Source organism: Paractinoplanes bogorensis (genome assembly GCF_018829635.1).
In the GTDB taxonomy this organism is placed as follows: domain Bacteria; phylum Actinomycetota; class Actinomycetes; order Mycobacteriales; family Micromonosporaceae; genus Actinoplanes; species Actinoplanes bogorensis.
In genome coordinates this window covers 11600-31681 of sequence record NZ_JAHKKG010000003.1, presented here as the reverse complement: position 1 = coordinate 31681, position 20082 = coordinate 11600, and the positions used below count along the sequence as shown (strand labels likewise).

Annotated in this window: 4 protein-coding genes; 2 read left to right on the top strand and 2 right to left on the bottom strand. The window is 73.2% G+C overall.

The window, feature by feature from the left end:
- Positions 1-5 precede the first annotated feature (5 nt).
- Together KOI35_RS08760 and KOI35_RS08755 are read left to right on the top strand one after the other, a co-directional pair.
- Positions 6-1652: an ABC transporter ATP-binding protein gene (locus tag KOI35_RS08760; protein WP_215785583.1), complete on the top strand. Its 1647-nt coding sequence runs from the start codon at positions 6-8 to the stop codon at positions 1650-1652.
- Positions 1649-3400 carry an ABC transporter ATP-binding protein gene (locus KOI35_RS08755; protein ID WP_215785582.1) on the top strand — a complete coding sequence of 584 codons (1752 nt, stop codon included), beginning with the start codon at positions 1649-1651 and terminating at the stop codon, positions 3398-3400. The genes KOI35_RS08760 and KOI35_RS08755 overlap by 4 nt, the downstream gene beginning before the upstream one ends.
- On the opposite strand, the gene KOI35_RS08750 is transcribed toward KOI35_RS08755, so the two are convergent.
- Together KOI35_RS08750 and KOI35_RS08745 are read right to left on the bottom strand one after the other, a co-directional pair.
- Positions 3397-3597 carry an MbtH family protein gene (locus KOI35_RS08750; RefSeq protein WP_215786506.1) on the bottom strand — a complete coding sequence of 67 codons (201 nt, stop codon included), beginning with the start codon at positions 3595-3597 and terminating at the stop codon, positions 3397-3399. The two genes, KOI35_RS08755 and KOI35_RS08750, sit on opposite strands and share 4 nt — an antisense overlap.
- Positions 3594-20042: a non-ribosomal peptide synthetase gene (locus KOI35_RS08745; protein WP_215785581.1), complete on the bottom strand. Its 16449-nt coding sequence runs from the start codon at positions 20040-20042 to the stop codon at positions 3594-3596. The genes KOI35_RS08750 and KOI35_RS08745 overlap by 4 nt, the downstream gene beginning before the upstream one ends.
- Positions 20043-20082 lie beyond the last annotated feature (40 nt).

Below are 20082 nucleotides of genomic sequence, written 5' to 3'. Positions count from 1 at the left end.
GGTTCGTGCTGCGTCGCGTCATCACCGGTCAGAAACGGCTCGTCGCCACCAGCACCATTCTCAGTGCGGCCCACCAGGGAGGCGAGGCCCTGGTACCGATCCTGATCGGCGTCATCATCGACGAGGCGGTCGGCGGCGGCACCCTCGTCGACCTGATCATCTGGATCGCCGTGCTGGGCGCGGCCTTCCTGGTCCTGTCGACCAGTTTCCAATACGGCACCCGCACCGGCGAACTCGCGGTCGAACGGGCTGCCCACGCCCTGCGCCTCGAGCTGACCACCCGCATCCTGCATCCGCGCGGCTCGGCCGGCCCCGGACGGCTGCCCGGCGCCCTGGTCAATGTGGCGACGGGCGACGCCCAGCGGGTCGGCATGGTCGCGTTGGCCGTACCACTGGGTCTGGCCGCGCTCGGCGGCGTCGTGATCGGTGCCGTCGCGCTGCTGCGGATGTCGGTCCCGCTGGGCCTGCTCGTGCTGATCGGCGCGCCGATGCTGCTGCTGGCCGCGCACCGGCTCGGCCGTCCGTTGCAACGCCGCAGCGAGAGCGAGCAGGAGCATGCCGCGCAGGCGGCCGGGGTCGCGGCCGATCTGGTGGCCGGTCTGCGGGTGCTCAAGGGCATCGGCGCCGAGCGTCCGGCCGCGCGCCGCTACCGCCGGGTCAGCCGCGATTCGCTGACCGCCACCCAGCGCGCCGCCACCGCGAAGAGCTGGCACGACAGCACCCTGCTGGGCCTGACCGGGGTCTTCCTGGCCGTCGTGGCCCTGGTCGGCGGACGGCTCGCGGCCACTCAGCAGATCACCGTGGGCGAACTGGTCGCGGCCGTCGGTCTGGCCCAGTTCCTGCTCGGCCCGCTGGCCCTGGTCGCCTGGGCCAACGGCGAGCTGGCCCAGGCCCGCGCGTCGGCCGGCCGCATCACCGCGGTGCTGTCGGAGCCGCCCGGTCTGCCCGCGGGAGATCAAGACCTTTCCCTTCCCGTACGCGGTCACGTGCGCCTCACCGGAATCGCCGCCGACGGCCTGACGGGTCTCGACCTCGACATCGCGCCCGGCGAACTGCTCGCCATCGTCACCCCCGACCAGTCCGTCGCCACCACACTCACCGAGCTCTTCGGTCGCACCCGGGATCCCGTCACCGGCACGGTCGAGCTGGACGGCCGGCCACTGTCCACCCTCGACCCGCAAGCCGTCCGCGCCGCCGTCCTGGTCGCCGAGCATGACGCCGACCTGTTCGAGGGCACCCTGCTCGACAACGTCACCCTCGACCGCGCCGCCGGCGACGTGGTGCGACAGGCGCTGGTCGCGTCCACCGTGGACGAGGTCGCCCGCACCGGCCCGATCGGCGAGCGCGGCCGCGCCCTGTCCGGCGGTCAGCGCCAACGGGTGGCCCTGGCCCGGTCGCTCGCCGCCGGCCCGCCCGTTCTGGTGCTGCACGACCCGACCACCGCGGTCGACGCCGTCACCGAGCAGCGCATCGCGACCGGGATCCGCGACCTGCGCCACGGCCGCACCACCGTGCTGGTGACGACCAGCCCGAGCCTGCTCTCGGTGGCCGACCGGGTGGTGTTCCTGGCCAGCGGCACCGTCCGCGCGGCCGGGACGCATGCCGAACTGGTCCGCGACGACGAGGAGTACCAGTCCGTGGTGTTGTCGTGAGCGAACGAACCCTGCTGCCGGTCGCCACCGCCGCGCAGACCTGGTCCGCTGTCCGCGCGTTGCTGCGCCCTCGCCGCGGCCTGGCCGTGCTGGCGATCGCCGTGCTGACCGCCGGAACCGCGATCGGTCTGGTCACCGTGCGGCTGCTCGGCCACATCGTCGACCTGGTCACCGAGGGCCGCCCGGCCGACGCGATCACGGCCCCGGTCGTCGCGCTCGTGCTGGTCGCGATCGGGCAGGCGGTCGCCTCGGGCTTTGGCCTGACCCTGGTCGCCCGGCTCGGCGAGGGCATGCTGGCCGAGCTACGCGAACGCTTCGTCGACCGGGTGCTGGCGCTGCCGCTCGACCAGGTCGAGGAGGCGGGTACGGGCGACCTGACCTCCCGGGTCACCAACGACGTCACGGCGATCGCCACCGCCGTGCGCAGCGCGCTGCCCGAGCTGGCCCGCTCGGTGCTCACCATCGCGCTGACCCTGGTCGGGCTGGTCGTCCTGGACTGGCGGTTCCTGCTCGCCGCGCTGATCGCGGTGCCGATCCAGCTGCACACCGTGCGCTGGTACTCCGGTCGCGCGCTTCCCCTCTACGCCCGCCAGCGGGTCTCGGTCGGCTCGATGCAGCAGCAGTTGCAGGAGACGGTCGGCGGCTCGGGCACGGTGCGGGCGCTGCGGCTGCAGGAGCGCCACCACGGCCTCGTCCGCGGCCGTTCGCTGGATGCCGTCGACTGGACGATGCGCGGCGTCCGGGTGCTGACCCAGTTCTACGCCCGGCTCAACCTGGCCGAGTTCGTCGGGCTGGCCGCCGTGCTGGTCACCGGCTTCCTGCTGGTCCGCGACGGGTCGGCCACGATCGGCACGGCCACCGTGGCGGCCCTGTACTTCCACGGGCTGTTCGTGCCGATCAACACGGCGCTCGGCCTGGTCGACGACGCGCAGGCCGCGGGCGCGAGCCTGGTTCGCCTTGTCGGCGTCACTTCGATGCCGGCTCCGCCGGAGCAGAACGCACAGATATCAGAAAGAGCCACGATCGAGGTCGAGAAGGTCGAGCACGCCTATCAGCCGGATCAGCCCGTGCTGCGGGGCGTCAGCCTCGAGGTGGCCGCCGGCGAACGGGTGGCCCTGGTCGGGGCGAGCGGCGCCGGCAAGACCACCCTGGCCGGCCTGATCGCGGGCGTCCGCACGCCGGACGGCGGCACGATCCGGCTGGGCGGCACACCCATCGACGAACTCGACGTGCGGCGGACGGTGGTCATCCTCAGCCAGGAGGTGCACGTCTTCGCCGGTCCCCTGGCCGACGACCTGCGCCTGGCCCGGCCGGACGCGACCGACGACCAACTGAGCGTGGCGCTGACCCGGGTCGGGGCCGCCGACTGGGTGGCCGCGCTGCCGGACGGCCTCGGCACGGTGGTCGGGCACGGCGGCCACCGGCTCACCGTCACCCAGGCCCAGCAACTGGCCCTGGCCCGGCTGGTGCTGATCGACCCGCCGATCGCGGTCCTCGACGAGGCGACCGCCGAGGCCGGCAGCGCGGGCGCCCGGCTGCTCGAGGCCGCCGTCGAGGAGGCTCTCGCCGGCCGCACCGGCATCGTCGTCGCGCACCGGCTGGCCCAGGCGGTCACGGCCGACCGGGTGGTGCTGCTCGACGCCGGGCGGATCCTCGAGACCGGCACCCACGCCGAGCTCGCGGCCCGCCCGGACGGCCACTACGCGAAGCTGTGGAAGGCCTGGGCCGACCACCGCCCCGGTTGTTAAGCGCGAATCGATTTCGGGCGCAGGTCGGTCCAGTTCGTCTCGACGTATTCCAGGCACGCGGCCCGCGACTCCTCGCCGAAGGCGACCGTCCACCCGGCGGGCACGTCGACGAACGACGGCCACAGCGAGTGCTGGTCCTCGTCGTTGACCAGCACCAGGTACCGGCCCTCGGGGTCCTCGAACGGGTTGGTCATCAGTCGGTCCTCTCGGCTTCGTGGAACAGGTCGGTCAGGCTCCGGCCGGGGTCGGCCAGGGCGAGGGTCAGGAACCGCTGGAACAGCGCGCCGAATCCGGCCATCGTCGCGTGGTCGAACCGGTCGGCCGCGTACTCCAGATCGCAGTGCACCGGCCGGTCGCCGGCCGGCTCGTAGAAGCTCAGCGCCAGCTCGGCCCGCACGGCACCGGTGGTCAGCGACTCGAACCGCACGCCGTCGCCGCCGGCCTCGGCCAGCCGGGCCTCCTCGTGGTGCACGATCATCACCTGCGGCGGTGCGAGACCGAGCAGGTCGAACGGCACCTCCGGCCGGTCGAGAGCGGCCAGGTCGGTTTCCCGTACGCGGGCCAGCAGCTCGGCGAACGTCGGATCCCCGTCGGTCGCGGTCCGGAGCACCACCGTGTTGAGGAAGCAGCCCACGAGGTCGGCCAGCGCCGGTTCGGCCCGGCCCGCCACCAGCGCCCCGATCGGCAGGTCGGTGCCTGCGCCCGAGCCGGTCAGCAGGGCCGCCACGGCCGCGTGGAAGACCATGAACATGCTGGTTCCCGTACGCCGGGCCAGGTCGTCAACCGCACGATGGGTGTCCACGTCGAGCACGATCGGCACGAGTCCGCCGCGCCCGGTGACCGTCCCCGGCGGGCGGGCACCCGGCAGCTCGACCCGCGCCGGCATGCCCTCGAGCGCCGAGCGCCACGGCCCGGCCGGCGGATCGAGCCGGTACTGCCAGCTGGTGTAGTCGGCGTAGTCGACCGGCAGCGGCGTCCACTCCGGGTTCCGGTGGTGACGCCTGGATTCGTACGCGGAAACCAGGTCTCTGATGAGGGGCACGACCGACCACTCGTCCACACCGAGATGGTGCATGGTGAGCAGCACGGCGGGTTCGCCCTCGACGGTGAGCAACCGGGCCCGGAACGGCGCGCGGCCGGTGAGGTCGACCGTTTCGCGAGCCAGCTCCTCCAGCTCACCGGACGCGAGTTCCAACGTCGGCCGCGCAACGGAAATGCGCCGAAGCGAACCGTCGGCCCAGCGGAAACCGGTACGCAACGGAGCGTGCCGTTCGACGACGTCGTCGAGCGCCGCCGCGAACGCGTCCACGTCCAGGCCGGTACCGCGGAAGGCGAAGGCCAGATCCCAGCCCCCGTACGGCGCGGCCGCCTGATGGGCCTGCCACAGATGACGCTGCACGGGTGCCGCCCGTTCGTCGGCCGGCTCGTCCGACGCCCGCGCGGTCAGCACCGGCCGGGTCGAGGCGGGCCGCTCGACCAGCCGGGACAGCCCGGCCACGGTCGGCGAGTCGAACACGTCACGCACCCGCAGGTCGGCCCCGAACGCCGAGCGCACCCCGCCGATCAGCCGCATGCACGACATCGAGTGCCCGCCGAGCGCGAAGAAGTTGTCGTCCACGCCGACCCGGGGCAGCCCGAGGATGTCGGCGAACAGCGCGGCCAGCCGCTCCTGCGTCCCGGTCATCGGGGCCGCGTCGCCGACCAGGGCCGACCAGTCCGGTGCGGGCAGCGCGCGGCGGTCCACCTTGCCGTTCGGGGTCCGCGGCAGTTCGCCGTCGACGGCCACGATCAGGGCCGGCACCAGATAGCTGGGCAGCCGGGCGGCCAGGGCGTCGCGGACGGCCACCGGATCGACCCGACCGGCCGCGGCGACCACATAGCCGACCAGTCGCGTCGAGTCGCCCGTGCCGTCCACGACGACGACCGCCGCCGAGACGTCCGGGTGGGCCGACAGCGCCGCCTCGACCTCGGCCGGTTCGATCCGGTGCCCGCGGATCTTCACCTGGTCGTCGACCCGGCCCAGGAAGTCGATCAGTCCGTCGGCCCGCCACCGCGCCCGGTCACCGGTGCGGTACATGCGTGCCCCGGCCGGACCGTACGGGTCCGCCACGAACCGCTCCGACGTCAGCCCGGGACGGCCGAGATAGCCGCGGGCCAGGCCGCGACCGGCGATGTAGAGCTCGCCGACCGCGCCGGGTGGGACGGGCCGCAGGCGCCGATCCAGGATGTACGCGAGCGTGTTGGGGTCGGGCACGCCGATCGGCACCGCGCCGGTCCAGCCCGGTTCGGCCCGCCACAGCGTGGAGTTGACCGTCGCCTCGGTCAGGCCGTACGCGACGAACAGGCGCAGCGTCGTGGCCCAGCGTGAGATGACCTCCGGCGGGACCTGTTCGGTGCCGACCAGCACGGTGAGGCCGGCGGGCAGTTCGGCTCCCGGAGGCAGCGCGGCCACCAGCGACGGGGGCAGGATCGCGTGCGTGACCCCGTACGCGGAAAGCAGTTGGGTCAGAGCCGGACCGGGCGTGCGCGCGTCATCCGGCGCGATCACCAGGCGAGCGCCGGTGGCCAGGGCCATCGACAGCTCGAACGCGAAGACGTCGAACCCGATCGACGCGAACTGCAGGATGCCGCTCGCGGCGGTGACGCCCATCGGGTCCTGCGCGGTGGCGACCAGGCTGCCGATGCCCTCGTGGGTGACCGTCACGCCCTTGGGCCGGCCGGTCGAACCCGAGGTGTAGATGACGTAGGCGGCGTGGCCGATCCCGTCCGGTGGCGGCGGCAACTCCCCGGCGGCCGGATGTGGGGCGTCGACCGCGATCGGCTCGACCCCGTCGACCTCGGGCAGGGTGCACGCCACGGCATCGGTGGTCAGCACGTGCCGGGTGCCCGAGTCGGTCAGCATGAAGGCCAGCCGGTCGGCCGGGTGCTGCAGGTCGAGCGGCAGGAACGCGGCCCCCAGCTCGAGCACGCCCATCGCGGCCACGATGGTCTCGAGCGACCGCGGCGTGGCCACGCCGACCACGCTCTCGGCCCGCACCCCACGCTCGTGCAGCGCGCCGGCCAGGCGGTGGGCCCGGTCGGCCAGCTCGGCGTAGGTGAGCGTGCGGTCGCCGTCGACCACCGCGAGCGCGTCCGGCGTCTCTGCAGCCCGTGCGGCGAAGGCGGCGGACAGGCTCAGTTCCTCCACCGTACGGGCGGTGTCGTTGAAGCCGGTCAGCACGCGTTCGCGCTCGTCGTCGACCAGCACGCCGAGCTCGCTGACCGGGGCGTCCGGGGTGGACACGGCGGCCGTCGCCAGCGCGACCAGACGCCGGGCCAGCAGTTCGACCGTCGCGCGGTCGAACAGCTCGGTGCGATAGGTGAGCTTGGCCGTGACGTCGTCGCCGCCGTGCTCGGCCAGCTCGACCACCAGGTCGAACCGGGCCGTGCCGGTGCTCAGCGGCTCGTCCGACACCTCGATGCCGTCGAGCGTGAACGCGTCGGCGACGTGGTTGCGGTGCACGACCATCACCTGGAACAGCGGGTGCCGGGAGGCCGAGCGCGGCGGGTTGACCGCCTCGACGACCGCCTCGAACGGCACGTCCTGGTGCGAGAACGCGGCCAGGTCGGCGTCCCGGACCCGCTCCAGGAGGCCGGCGAAGCTCGGGTCGCCGGTGAGGTCGGTCCGCAGCACGAGCGTGTTCACGAAGAAGCCGACCAGGTCGTGCAGGGCCTCCTCGGTGCGACCGGCGATCGGTGCGCCGAGCGGGAGGTCGTCGCCCGCCCCGATCCGGTGCAGCAGGGCCGCGGTCAGCGCGTGGGCCACCATGAACGGGCTGGCCCCGGCGGCGGTCGCCAGGCGGCGCAAACCTCGTACGGTCTCGGCGGGCAGGTCGACCGTCACCTCGTCGCCGTGCGCGCTCGGCTCGGCCGCCCGGGGCCGGTCCAGGGGCAGCGGGATCTCCTCGGGCGCGCCGTCCAGCGTGGTGCGCCAGAAGGTCAGCTGCTCCGGCTCGACCTTTTTCAGGAGCTCGCGCTGCCAGTGGGCGTAGTCGGCGTACTGAACCTGGTTCTCGGTTTGCTCTCTTCCGGCGTAGGCCGCCGAGAGGTCGGCCAGGAACGGACCGTCCGACCATTCGTCGGTCACGATGTGGTGCAGGAGCAGGACGAGTACGTGGTCGTCGGATCCCCGGCGGATCAGGGTGGCGCGCAGCGGCAGGTCGGTGGTCAGGTCGAACGGGCGGGCGGCCACTTCGGCCACGTCGGCGTCGTCGACCACCTCGAGCGTCGGGCGCCCTTCGTCGTACGGAAGGATCCGCTGGTAGGGCTCGCCGTTCTCCGACCCGATGAGCGTCCGCAGCACCTCGTGCCTACCGGCCACCGCGTGCAGAGCGTCGTGCAGCTTCGCGATGTCGAGCGGGCCGCGCAGGCGCAGCGTCAGCGGGAAGTTGTAGGCCGCCGACGGACCCTGCATCTGCTCGAGGAACCAGAGCCGGCGTTGGGCGAACGAGAGTTCCGGCTTCTCCGGGCGGGCCACGGGCCGCAGCTCCGGCCGTGTGGCGACGCCCCGGCCGCCGACGCGCGCGGCCAGCTCGGCTACTGTCGGCGCCTCGAACAGGTCGCGGATCGACAGCTCTGCCCCGAGCGCGGTGCGGGCCCGGCTGACCAGTCGGATGGCCAGCAGCGAGTGCCCGCCCAGGTCGAAGAAGCTGTCGTCGGCCCCGACCTCGGGCACGTCGAGCAGCTCGGCGTAGATCTCGCAGAGCGCGGTCTCGGCCGGCGTGGACGGCGGCCGGGTCGCGGCCGACGTCTGCACGGTGGCGGCGGGCAGCGCCCGGATGTCGAGCTTGCCGTTGACGGTCAGCGGCAGCCGATCCATCGCGACCAGGGCGGCGGGCACCATGTAGTCGGGCAGCCGTTCCTTGAGCGAGGCCCGTACCTGGCGCAGCGTGGTGTCGTCGTCGGCCGGGTCCCACTGCGGGCCCCGGACCAGATAGCCGGCCAGACGCTTGCCGCTGTCCACGACCACGGCCGCGTGCGTCACCAGCGGGTGCGCGGCGATCGCCGACTCCACCTCGCCCAGCTCGACCCGGTAGCCACGGATCTTCACCTGGTCGTCCGTACGCCCGAGGAAGTCCAGGTTGCCGTCCGGCCGCCGCCGCACGAGGTCGCCGGTGCGGTACATCCGCTCCCCCGGCCCGCCGTACGGGTCGGCCACGAACCGTTCCGCGGTCAGCCCGAGCTGCCGGTGGTAACCCCGGGCCAGCCCGATCCCGCCGATGTAGAGCTCGCCGGGCGCACCCGGGGCGGCCGGCCGCAGGAACGCGTCGAGGATGTACGCCCGCGTGTTCCAGATAGCCCGCCCGACCGTCGGGGTGGCGCTGTCGTCCGTGCCTCCGCCGAGCGTGTTGATCGTGTACTCGGTCGGCCCGTACAGGTTGTAGCCGACGACGCCGTCGGTGTCGCGCAGCCGGTTCCAGACCGCGTCCGGCACCGCCTCGCCGCCCAGCAGCACCAGCGGCGGACGCCGGTTCAGCAGGCCCTGCTCGATCAGGTGATGGGCGTACGTCGGCGTCACGTTGACCACGTCGATCGCGTGCTCGTCGCAGTAGGCGACCAGTCCGGCCGCGTCCCGCCGCAGCTGCTCGTCGCAGACGTGCACCTCGTGGCCCTCGACGAGCCAGAGAAGCTCCTCCCACGACATGTCGAACGCGAACGAGACGGTGTGCGCGATCCGCAGCCGCCGCCCGGCCGCCTCGACCACCGGCGCGAAGATGGCCTCGCGGTGGTTGAGCAGCATGTTGGTCAGGCCGCGATAGGGCGTGACGACACCCTTGGGCCGCCCGGTCGAGCCCGAGGTGTAGATGATGTACGCCGGGTGTTCGAGCCGGTCCCGGTCGCCGCGGTGGTCCGGCAGCGGCACGTCCAGGATCTCGAGCGGCGTGTCCAGCTCGACCACCGGCACCGACGTGGCCGGCAGCAGCGAGCGCACCGACGTGTAGGTGAGCACACACAGCGGTTCGGTGTCGGCCAGCATCAGACCGAGGCGCTCGGCCGGCAGATCAAGTTCCAGGGGCAGATAGGCGGCTCCCGTACGCAGCACCGCGAACAGGGCGGCCACCATGTCCAAAGTCCGCGGCAGAGCGAGCGCGACGACCGTCTCCGGTCCCGCGCCCCGGGCCACCAGCAGCCGGGCGATATCGTCGACCCGCCGGTCCAGCTGGGCGTAGGTCAGCCGCTGCTCGCCGGCCACCAGCGCGACCGCGTCCGGCGTCCGGGCGGCCTGGTCATGCAGCAGGTCGGCCACGGTGTCGGTACCCACGGGGTTACGGGTGCGGTCCCAGTCGTCGTCCAGCGTCCGGCGGTCGTCCGCGGTGAGCAGGTCGAGAGCGCCGACCGGACGCTCCGGTGCGTCGACGATCCGGCTCAGCACCCCGGCCAGGCGTTCGAGCAGTTTTTCGGCCGCCGGGCCGTCGACGACCTCGGGCCGGTGGTCGAGCGCCAGCTTGAACCGGGTGCCCGGCGTGATGACGAGGGTGAGCGGATAGTGCGTGGCGTCCACGCTGTCGACGGCCTCGATGCCGTGCCGCTGCTGCAGGTCGGCCGAGTCGCCCTCGTCGACGAAGTTCTGCATCACGTAGAGCGTGTCGAACAGCTGCGGATGGCCGGCCGCGCGCTGAATGTCGGCCAGCCCGACGTGGTCGTAGTTCATCAAGGTGAGGCGCTGCTCCTGCAGTCGGCGCAGGAGATTCTTTGTCGACTCGCGGGGGTCGGCTGTGACGCGTACGGGAACGGTGTTGAGGAACAGCCCCACGATGCTGTCGACCAGCGGCACATCCCCGTGCCGGCCCGCGACGGTCATGCCGAACACGACGTCACCGCGTCCCGCGAACCCGCCCAGCACCAGCCCCCAGGCCGCACTGAACAACGTGTTGAGCGTCAGCCCGTGCTCGCGAGCGGCGTCGCGCAGTCGCTTGGAGATCGCCGCCGGCAGCTCGATCGCCTGCCGCTCGGGCAGTGCCGGGACCAGGCTGCGATCGGCCGGCCCGACCATCGTCGGCTCGGTGAGCCCGCTGAGGGCGTCGCGCCAGTGCTCGACCGCCGCCGCCGTGTCCTGCTCGCCCAGCCAGGCCAGGTGGTCCCGGTAGGAACCCGCCGGCGGCAGACCGGTGGCGTCGCCGTCCCGCTCGTACAGGGTGAACAGCTGCTCGACGAACAGTTCCTCGGACCAGCCGTCCCACAGGATCAGGTGGTGGCTGACCACGAGCCGGTCGTGCCCGCCCGGCAGCCGGATCAGCGTGAGCCGGCACAGCGGCGGATCGGCCAGATCGAACTGTCTCTCCCGGTCTCTTCTCATGGCCTCGGCTACGGCCGCGGTGGGGTCGCTCTCCCCGCTCAGGTCGACGACATCCACCGGCAACTCGAGGCCGTCCGGGACGAACTGCACCGGCCGGCTCAGCCCGTCACTGGCGAAACCGGCGCGCATACCGTCGTTGCGGGCCAGCAGCGCCGCGCCGGCTCTTCTCAGCCGCTCGACGTCGACCCGGTAACCGAGGTCGAACGCGTCCTGTCCGGTGTAGACGTCGAGCGCGCCCGCGTCATAGCTGGCGTGGAAGTAGAGCCCTTCCTGCAGCGGCGAGAGCGGCCACACGTCACCGACGGGCTTTTCACTGATTTCCCGTACGCGGTCCAGGTCGCTCTGGGCCAGCGCAAGGAGCGTCTTCTTGGCGCTGAGTTCCCGCAACGCCCCCGCCCAGCCGTCGGCCACGGCGGCGACGTCGTCCTCGGTGAGCGCGCCGTCGTCCCACGTCCAGGTGGCGACCAGCTCCGGGCCGTGCCCGGTCTCGGCCGCGACCACGTCGACCTGCAGCCGGTGGGCCAGGGCGAGCCCACCGTTGACCTCGGTCGGGATCTCCTCGGCGGCCGGGGTCCACGGCTCGCCGGTGCCCTGCGGGAAACGCCCGTAGTAGTTGAACAGCACCTGCGGTGCGGCCATGCGGGCCAGGATGGGGGCGGTCTGCGCGTTGAGGTGGCGCAGCATGCCATAGCCGAGCCCACCGTCGGGCGCCGCTCGCAGCCGCTCACCGGTCGCCGCCACCAGCGCCGCCAGGTCCTCGGCGCCGGCTCCGCTCAGGCGGACCGGTTGGACGGCCGTGAGCCAGCCGACGGTGCGGGCGAGGTCGAGGCCCGGTTCGATGTCCTCCCGGCCGTGACGCTCGATCTCCACCAGCAGGTCACCGGGTCCACCACGCCAGTCGTCGACACCTCGGTGCAGGGCGGCGAGCAGCACATCGGTGATCTCGGCCCGCAACTCGGCCGGCACCCGGGTGAGCAGCGCCCGGCTCTCCTCGACGGTCAGCCGGGTGGTGATGCGCTTCGCCGTCCCACCGGCCGGAAGTGCGCCGCCGGGTCGCAGTTCGGCGCCCGGGGCGAGCACCTGGATCCAGTGCTCGAGCTCGTTCAACCGGTGCGGGGCCTGGGCCTGGGTCTGCTGTGCCTGGGCATAGCGCCGCAACGAGGTTCCCGCATCGGGCAACGGGTTCCCGGCGGCGGCCACGGCCAGGTCGTCGAGCAGGATGCGCCACGAGACCCCGTCCACCAGCAGGTGGTGGGCCATGAGCAGCAGGCGGCCCTGCCGGTCCCCCGCATCGAACCACACGGCCTGCAACATCCGCCCCGAATCCGGGTCAAGCCGATCAACAGCGGCGCTCGTCTCAGCGGCAATAGCCTCGGCGACCGGTCCCGCCCACAAGTCCGGCCTGTCCGCCTCGACGGCCATTCCCGCCACGTCGACGCGGTGAATCAGGTCGGTGGCGTTGATCGAGCCGGGCGGGGTGGTCTCGAGCGACCACAGCACACCGGCGATCCGGCGCAGTCGAAGCCGCAGTCCGTTGTGTCGGTCGAGCACCGCTTGCAGCACCCCGGCCACGTCGGCGTGTGCGGGCACGGTCAGCAGCACCGGCAAGGTGAACCGGTCGATCGGCGCACCGGTGTCGCGCAGCCAGTTCACGATCGGCAGCAGCGGCACGTCGCCCACGCCATCCGACTCAACCGCCGGCTCGGCCGCAACGTCGGTCGCGCCCGCCGGCACGGTCGAGCCCGCCGGCTCGGTCGAGCCCGCCGGCGCGGTCGCGCCCGCCGGCGCGGTCGTGCCCGCGTCGGCCGGGAGGTTTGCGGCCAGCGCGCGCGGCGTGCGCAGCGTGAGCACGTCGCGCGGCGCGATCGGCAGGCCGCGGCGGCGGGCCTGGCTCGACACGGCGATCGAGACGATGCTGTCGCCGCCGAGGGCGAAGAAGTCGGCATCGGCGCCCACGTCGGACACGTGAAGAACGGCGGCGAACACCTCGGTCAGGGCGCGCACCCGGTCATCGCCGGGCTGATCCACGGGCGCGACAGGCAGATTCCCGGCCGAGACACCGCCCGCCGAAACCGACTGACCCCCGGCCGAGCCCCGCTCGTCGCCGGCTGAGGCCTGTACCCAGGCACGTGCCGAGGCAGGCCGGCTCCCGGCCACGTCCCGCTCGTTGCCGGCCGACGCCTGTGCCGAGGCAGGGCTCGAGCTGGAACTGGCCGGCGAGGTCGGTGCCGCGGGGGAAGCGGCCGCGGCGATGGCGGCGCGGTCGATCTTGCCGTTGGGGGTGAGGGGTAGCGCGTCGAGGACGACCACGGTCGAGGGCACCAGCGGGGCGGGCAGCTCGGCGGCCGCGGCGGCGAGCAGGGCCGGCCCGGAAGGGCGGGCGGTGCCGGGTGTGGGCACTACGGCGCCGATCAGGCGGACGCTTCCGGTGCTGGTCGGGCTGGTTGCCACTACGGCCTGGGCCACGCCGGGGCGGGCCGACAGCCAGGCCTCGATCTCGGCCGGGTCGATGCGGGCGCCGCGCACCTTGATCTCGTCGTCGGCTCGGCCGGCGTAGGTCAGGGTGCCGTCGGCGTGGCGGAGGACCAGGTCGCCGGTTCGGTACATGCGGGTGCCGGGGGCTCCGAACGGGTCGGCCACGAAACGGTGGGCGGTCTCGGCGGTGCGGCCCAGGTAGCCGCGGGCCAGCTGGGCTCCGGCCACGTACAGCTCGCCGGGCACGTCCGGCGGCACCGGCTGCAGGTAGTCGTCCAGGACGTACAGGTGGGTGTTGCCGACCGGGCCGCCGATCGGGACCGCCGGGCCGTGGGTGCCGTCGTTGGGCCACCACGTCACCTGCACGGCGGTCTCGGTCGGGCCGTAGAAGTTGTCGAGCCTGGCGCCGGTCAGCTCGTGCCAGCGCCGGGCCAGGTCGCCGGTCAGGGCCTCGCCGCCGCTGGACACCCAGCGCAGCGACGACGCCCAGGTGGTGTCCTCGCGGACCTGGTCGGAGAGCAGGAAAGCGGCGGCCAGCGACGGCACCAGGGTCAGGGCGGTGACCCGGTGCCGGGCGATGAGGGCGGCCAGCTCGGCCGGGTCCTGGGCGGCGCCCGCGGGCGGGAGGACCACGGCGGCGCCGGAATACAGCGGCCAGAACAGTTCCCACACTGACGTGTCGAAGCCGATCGGGGCGAGCTGCAGCATGCGGTCGTTCTCGCCGAGCGGGAACTGGCGCCGCGACCACTCCAGCTGGTTGACGATCGCGCGGTGGCTGACCACGACACCCTTGGGCTTGCCGGTCGAACCGGAGGTGTAGATCAGGTAGGCGGCGTTGTCCGGCGAGACCGCAGCGGGGGCGACCGACGACGGCACTGGGCGGTCCGCGACCAGCACGGTGGGCAGGTCGTAGGGGGCGATCTGGTCGGCCGTGGTGACGACGATCCGGGCGCCGGAGCCGGCGAGCAGGGCGGTCCGCCGGTCGAAGGGCTGGGCCGGGTCGAGCGGCAGATAGGCGGCGCCCGACTTGAGCACGCCGAGCAGCGCGACGACCAGTTCCACGCGGGACGGTACAGCCACGGCGACGACCTGCTCGGGGCCGGCGCCGCGGGCGATCAGTCGGGCCGCGAGTTCGTCGGCGCGGTCGTCGAGCTCGCGATAGGTGAGGCTGCGATCACCGGCCAGCACAGCCACCGCCGACGGGGTACGAGAGGCCTGCGCGGCGATCGCGGCCGGCAGCGTCGTCTCCGGCTGGTCGAAGCGAGGCCCGTCCAGCGCGAAGGAACTCTGGTCGAAGCGCGGTCCGGTACCGGAGTGCAACGCGATGCGGCCGACCGGGTCGGACGGCGCGTGCAAGACCGCGGCGAGCACGCGGGGCAGCCCGGTGCGGATCCGCTCCACAGTGGCCGGCGACATGCGGGCCGGGTCGTACTCAAGGGTGAGCCCGAGCCGCGGGCCGGGCGCCACCAGCAGGCTGACCGCATAGTGGGTGGCCTCCCGGAACGACACGTCGGAGACGCGCAGTTCCCCGGCCGGATCCTGGAGCCCGTCGTGGTCGGGATAGTTCTCGAGCACGACCAGCGAGTCGAACAGCTCCCCCACTCCGGCCAGGCGCTGGATCGCGGCCAGTCCGAGGTGCTGGTGGTCGAGCAACGCCGCCTGCTCGTCGGCGACACGGGTCAGCAGGGAGACCAGCGGCTCGCCCGCGTTCCAGCGCACCCGCACCGGAACCGTGTTGATGAACAGCCCGATCATCGACTCGATCCCGGCGACCTCGGCCTGCCGCCCGGAGACGGTGCTGCCGAAGGTCACGTCACGGCGACCGGTCAGCCGCCCGAGCAGCAGACCCCAGGCGCCGTGCAGGGTCGCCCCCAGCGTGAGCCCGTGCGCCCGCACCCGCTGCGGGAGACCGGTCGCGACATCATCGGGCAGCTCGATCGCGACCTGCCGGACCGGCTCAGCCACGGAGGAGGACAAGCCGAGCAACGTCGGCTCGTCGTAACCGGCCAGCGCGGCCCGCCAGGCGTCGGAGGCGGCCACACGGTCGCGACCCGAAAGCCATTCCAGGTAGCGGCGATACGGGGTGACCGAGGCGAGCCGGGGTGGTTCGCCGTGCGTGGCGTAGCCGGCCATCAGGTCACGCAGGAACACGGCCACCGACCAGCCGTCGGTGACGATGTGGTGGTGGGTGAGGACCAGCGTGTGCCGATCGTCGGCGTGCCGCACCACCAGGCAGCGCAGCAGCGGTGGCGAGGCGAGGTCGAACCCGGCGGCCCGCTCCTCGGCCAGCAGATCCGGCAAAGTGGCGGCGTCGGCGGCGAACCGCCACGGCACCTCCACACCGTCAACGATGACCTGGACGACCCGGCCGTCGGCCAGTTCCCGGAAACCGGCCCGCAACGGCGCGTGCCGGTCCAGCACGCCCTGCAGCGACCGCCGCAACGCCGGCGGGTCCAGCGGCCCTTCCAAGACAACGAGCTGCTGCACCACGTACCGGTCGTCGCCGTCCTGGGCGTGGAAGTAGAACCCCTGCTGGAGGTCGGTCAACGGCAGCACATCGGAAGCGCCGGCCAGCGAGTCGACGTCCTCCTGGGTCAGGGGTACGAGCGGGAAGTCGGACGGCGTACAGCCGCCCGAACCCGGCTGGGCGGTGTGCTCGACCAGCGCGCCCAGGGCCGCGAACCAGCCCGCGGCCAGCGATGCCACGTCCGCGTCGTCGATCAGGTCGGCCGGATAGGCCCAGGTCACGCCGAGGCGCGGGCCGTCCGGATAGTCCTCGGTGAAGGCGTTGACCTCGAGGGTGTACGGCGCCACCGGCATCTCGGCGTCGTAACCACCGGCCAGCACGCCGGCGCCGGGAACCGGGGTCCACGGGGCGTCCCCGCCGGTGCCGACGGCGAAGCGGCCCAGGTAGTTGAAGCTCATCTGCGGGACGGGCATCGCGGACAGGACGGCCGCCGTCTCCGGGTTGAGGTAGCGCAGCAGACCGTAGCCGAGGCCGTGGTCCGGCACGGCGTTGAGCTGTTCCTTGATGCGCTTGAGGGCGGCGCCGGCCGCTGGGCCCGCGGCGAGCGCCTCGTGGACGTCCAGGGTGCCGAGGTCGAGGCGTACGGGAAAAACGCTGGTGAACCACCCGATCGTGCGGGACAGACGGACGTCGGGATCGATCTGTTCCTCGCGGCCGTGGCCTTCGAGGGCCAGCAGCACGGGCGGTGTCTCGTCGCCGCGGCGGTGGCGCCAGTCGGTGACGGCCAGGGCCAGCGCGGTCAGCAGCACGTCGTTGACACCGGCCTGGAAGGCGGCCGGAACGCTGGTCAGCAGCGCCGTCGTCCGGTCGGCGGGCAGGCGGACGGTGTGCCGCCGCACCGATCCGAGGTCGCCGACCATGTCGAGCGGGCGGATCCCGTAGGCCGGATCGGGGCCGGTCAGCTGGGCTGTCCAATGTGGTAGCTCGGCGATCCGGCCCGGGCGCTGGGCTTCCGCTGCGGTGAGAGCCGCCCAGCCCTTCAGCGGGGTACCGATCGGGGCCAGGGCGGCACCGGACGCGGCCTCGGCCAGGTCGGGCAGCAGGATGCGCCAGGAGACGCCGTCGACGACGATGTGGTGCACGGCCACGACCAGGTGCCCCGGACGGCCGGGCCCGGCGTCGAGCCAGACCGCCTGCACCATCGCGCCGGCGACCGGATCGAGCCGGCGGCCGGCCTGGTGCGCCGCCTCGTCGGCCAGCTCGCGGATCTGGTCCTCCTGGAACGAGGAAGCGTCGATCCGGTGCAGCCACTGCTCGACGTCGACGGTGCCGCGGGCGGCGATGACCAGCCTGCCCCGGTCGAGCCGCGAACGCAGCGCGTCGTGCCGGTCGGCGACGGCCTGCAGCGTCCGTACGAGGGAATTCCGGTCCACACCGGACGGGAGCCGGACGAGCATCCACTGGTTGAACGCGCGGAAGTCCCCGCCGCACTCGTCCAGCCACTGCATGATCGGCAGCAGCGGCATCTCGCCCACGCCCGCGTCCGGGTCGTCCACCACGTCGGCCGCGGTGGCGGTGAGCACCGGGGCCAGGGCCGCGACCGTCCGGTGCTGGAACACCTGCCGCGGAGTGACGACGAGCCCGGCCTGGCGGGCCCGGATGACGAGCTGGATCGAGACGATGCTGTCGCCGCCGAGCGCGAAGAAGTCGTCGTCCACGCCGACCTCGGGCAGGCCGAGCACTTCGGCGTAGAGCGCGCAGAGCACCTCCTCGCGAGCGTCGCGGGCGGCGCCGCCGGTGGTCAGCGCGGCGAAGTCGGGGGCGGGCAGGGCGGCCCGGTCGACCTTGCCCGCGGTGGTCATCGGGATCCGGTCGAGCGGCACGAACGACGACGGCACCATGTAGTCGGGCAGCCAGCTGCGAGCGTGCGCGCGCAGGACGGTCATCAGCGCGTTGGCGTCGCGGAAGGGGGCCGGGCGGTTGGCGTACGTGCCTGTCCCGATCGGCCGGTACGCCGGCGGCGCGACCACGCCGGGCGGCGTGAAGACAGCGTCGAGCCGGCCGTCGCGGGCGCCCGGGGTGAAGGTGACGTCGACCTGCCAGCCGTGTTCGGCGGCCAACCGGTGCAGGTCCTCGGGGTCGACCGGCGCCGAGCCGGCCGGAGCGGACGGGTCGAGGGCCTCGAGCGCCGCCACATCGTCGATCAACCGCGCGTTGGGAATCCCGGTGACCCGCACGGACCGGGAGCCGGTGAGGTCCAGCTCGTGCCACGCGATCTCGTCGGCCGGCTGCACGTCCGGCGACGCCACGGTGCGCAGCACGACGTCGTACCGGTAGCGGGTCAGTTCGTTGTGGAAGCGGCCGCGCTTGACGCGGATCTCAGTCCCCGTCACGCCGGGCAACGTGGCGAACAGGTCGGGATCGACGAGCAGCTCGCCCTCCCACAGCACCGCGCGCCGCACGGCGTCCAGCGAGACGGCGCCCGGGTGCCGCACCGCCTCGATGCCGGCCCGCAACGCCGGCAGCATCCGCAGATGCCGGACGTCGCCCACGAACACCGAGCCACCCGGCGCCAGCAGCCCGACCGCCTTGGTCAGCACGTCGGTCAGGTAGCCGGCGCTCGGGAAGTACTGGGCCACCGAGTTGATCACGATGGTGTCGAACACGCCGACCGGCAGCCCGCTCATGTCGTCGGCGGGCCGGGCCGACAGTTCCACGTCCGGGAAATGCTGCCGCAGGGTGTGGATGGCCTCTTCGGAAAGATCTGTTCCCGTGTACGCCTCCACGTGCGGGGCGATCCGCGACAGCAGCAACCCGCTGCCGACTCCGATCTCGAGCACCCGCCGCGGCCGCAGCGCCAGGATCGCGTCCACCGTGGCGTTGCGCCATTCCCGCATCTGCTCGACCGGGATCGGCAGCCCGTCGTAGCTGCTGTTCCAGCCGGTGAAGTTCTCCTGGTAGGCCTCGGTGCGCCCGGCCGTGTAGAGCAGCTCGTGCAGCTCCTTCCACTGGCCGACCTGCTCGGCCGAGCCGTCCAGCCGTGGCACCACATAGGCGGCCAGGCGTACGTCGCCGGGCCGGTCCTCGCGGGCGACCACGGCGACCTGGGCCACCGCCGGGTGCTGGCCGATCACGGTCTCGATCTCGCCCGGCTCGATCCGGTAGCCGCGCACCTTGACCTGGTTGTCGGCCCGCCCGACGAACTCGAGCTGCCCGTCCTCGCGCAGCCGCACCAGGTCGCCGGTGCGATAGAGGCGCCCACCGGCCGGGCCGTACGGGTCGGCGACGAAACGCTCCGCGGTCAGTGCCGTCCGGCCCAGGTAGCCGCGGGCCAGCCCGGACCCGCCCAGATACAACTCGCCGACCCCGCCTGCCGGTGTCGGCTGCAGCGAAGCGTCGAGCACGTGGCAGCGGGTGTCCGGGTCGGCCACACCGATCGGGACCGTGGTGCCGGGCGGGGTAGCCGGGTCGCAGCGGCCCAGCGTCGAGTTGACGGTCGCCTCGGTCGGGCCGTACGCGTTGAACATGGGCCGCCCCTGGGCCCAGCGCGCGACCAGCTCGGCCGACACCCGCTCGGTGCCGGCCAGCAGCGTGGCGCCCGCGGGCAGCTCGCAGTCGGCCGGCATCGCGGCCAGCAGGGCGGGCGGCAGGATCATGAAGGTCACGCCGTGCTCGCGGGCGTAGTCGGCCAGCGGCGGGCCGGGCACCCGGCGCTCGGCCGGCACGACAACCAGCCGGCCGCCGGTGAGCAGGCCGTTGCACAGGTCGAAGAACGCCACGTCGAAGCTCGGCGAGGCGAACTGCAGCACCCGGCTGTGCGGGCCCACGCCGAGCCGCTCGGTCGCCGTGGCCAGCAGCTTGGCCACGCCCGAGTGGGTCACCACGACGCCCTTGGGCCGCCCGGTCGACCCCGAGGTGTAGATGACGTACGCCGCGTGGGCCGGGGTGAGGGCCGGAGCCGGCGCGGTGGCCGGCTGCTGGTCGAGGGGGAGCTCGTCCAGCAGCACGGCCTCGGTGTTCAGCACCGGCGCGAGCTCGGTCGTGCTGACGACGCAGATCGGCGCGGCGTCGGCCAGCAGATAGGCGATCCGCTCGGCCGGGTACTCCGGGTCGATCGGCAGGTAGGCCGCGCCCGCCTTGAGCACGGCCACCTCCGCCACGATCAGGTCGGCCGACCGGGGCAGGCAGAGCCCGACCACCTGCTCCGGTCCGGCGCCCCGCTCGATCAGGGCGTGGGCGAGACGGTTGGCCCGCTCGTCGAGCTCCCGGTACGTCAGTGCCGTGTCCTCGTAGACCACCGCCACCGCCTCGGGCCGTTGAGCCACCTGGACCGAGAACAGTTCGGGCCAGGTAGCCAGGGTCACGACAGCGTCGGCTCGCGCGATTTCGGGCACAGCGAAGTAC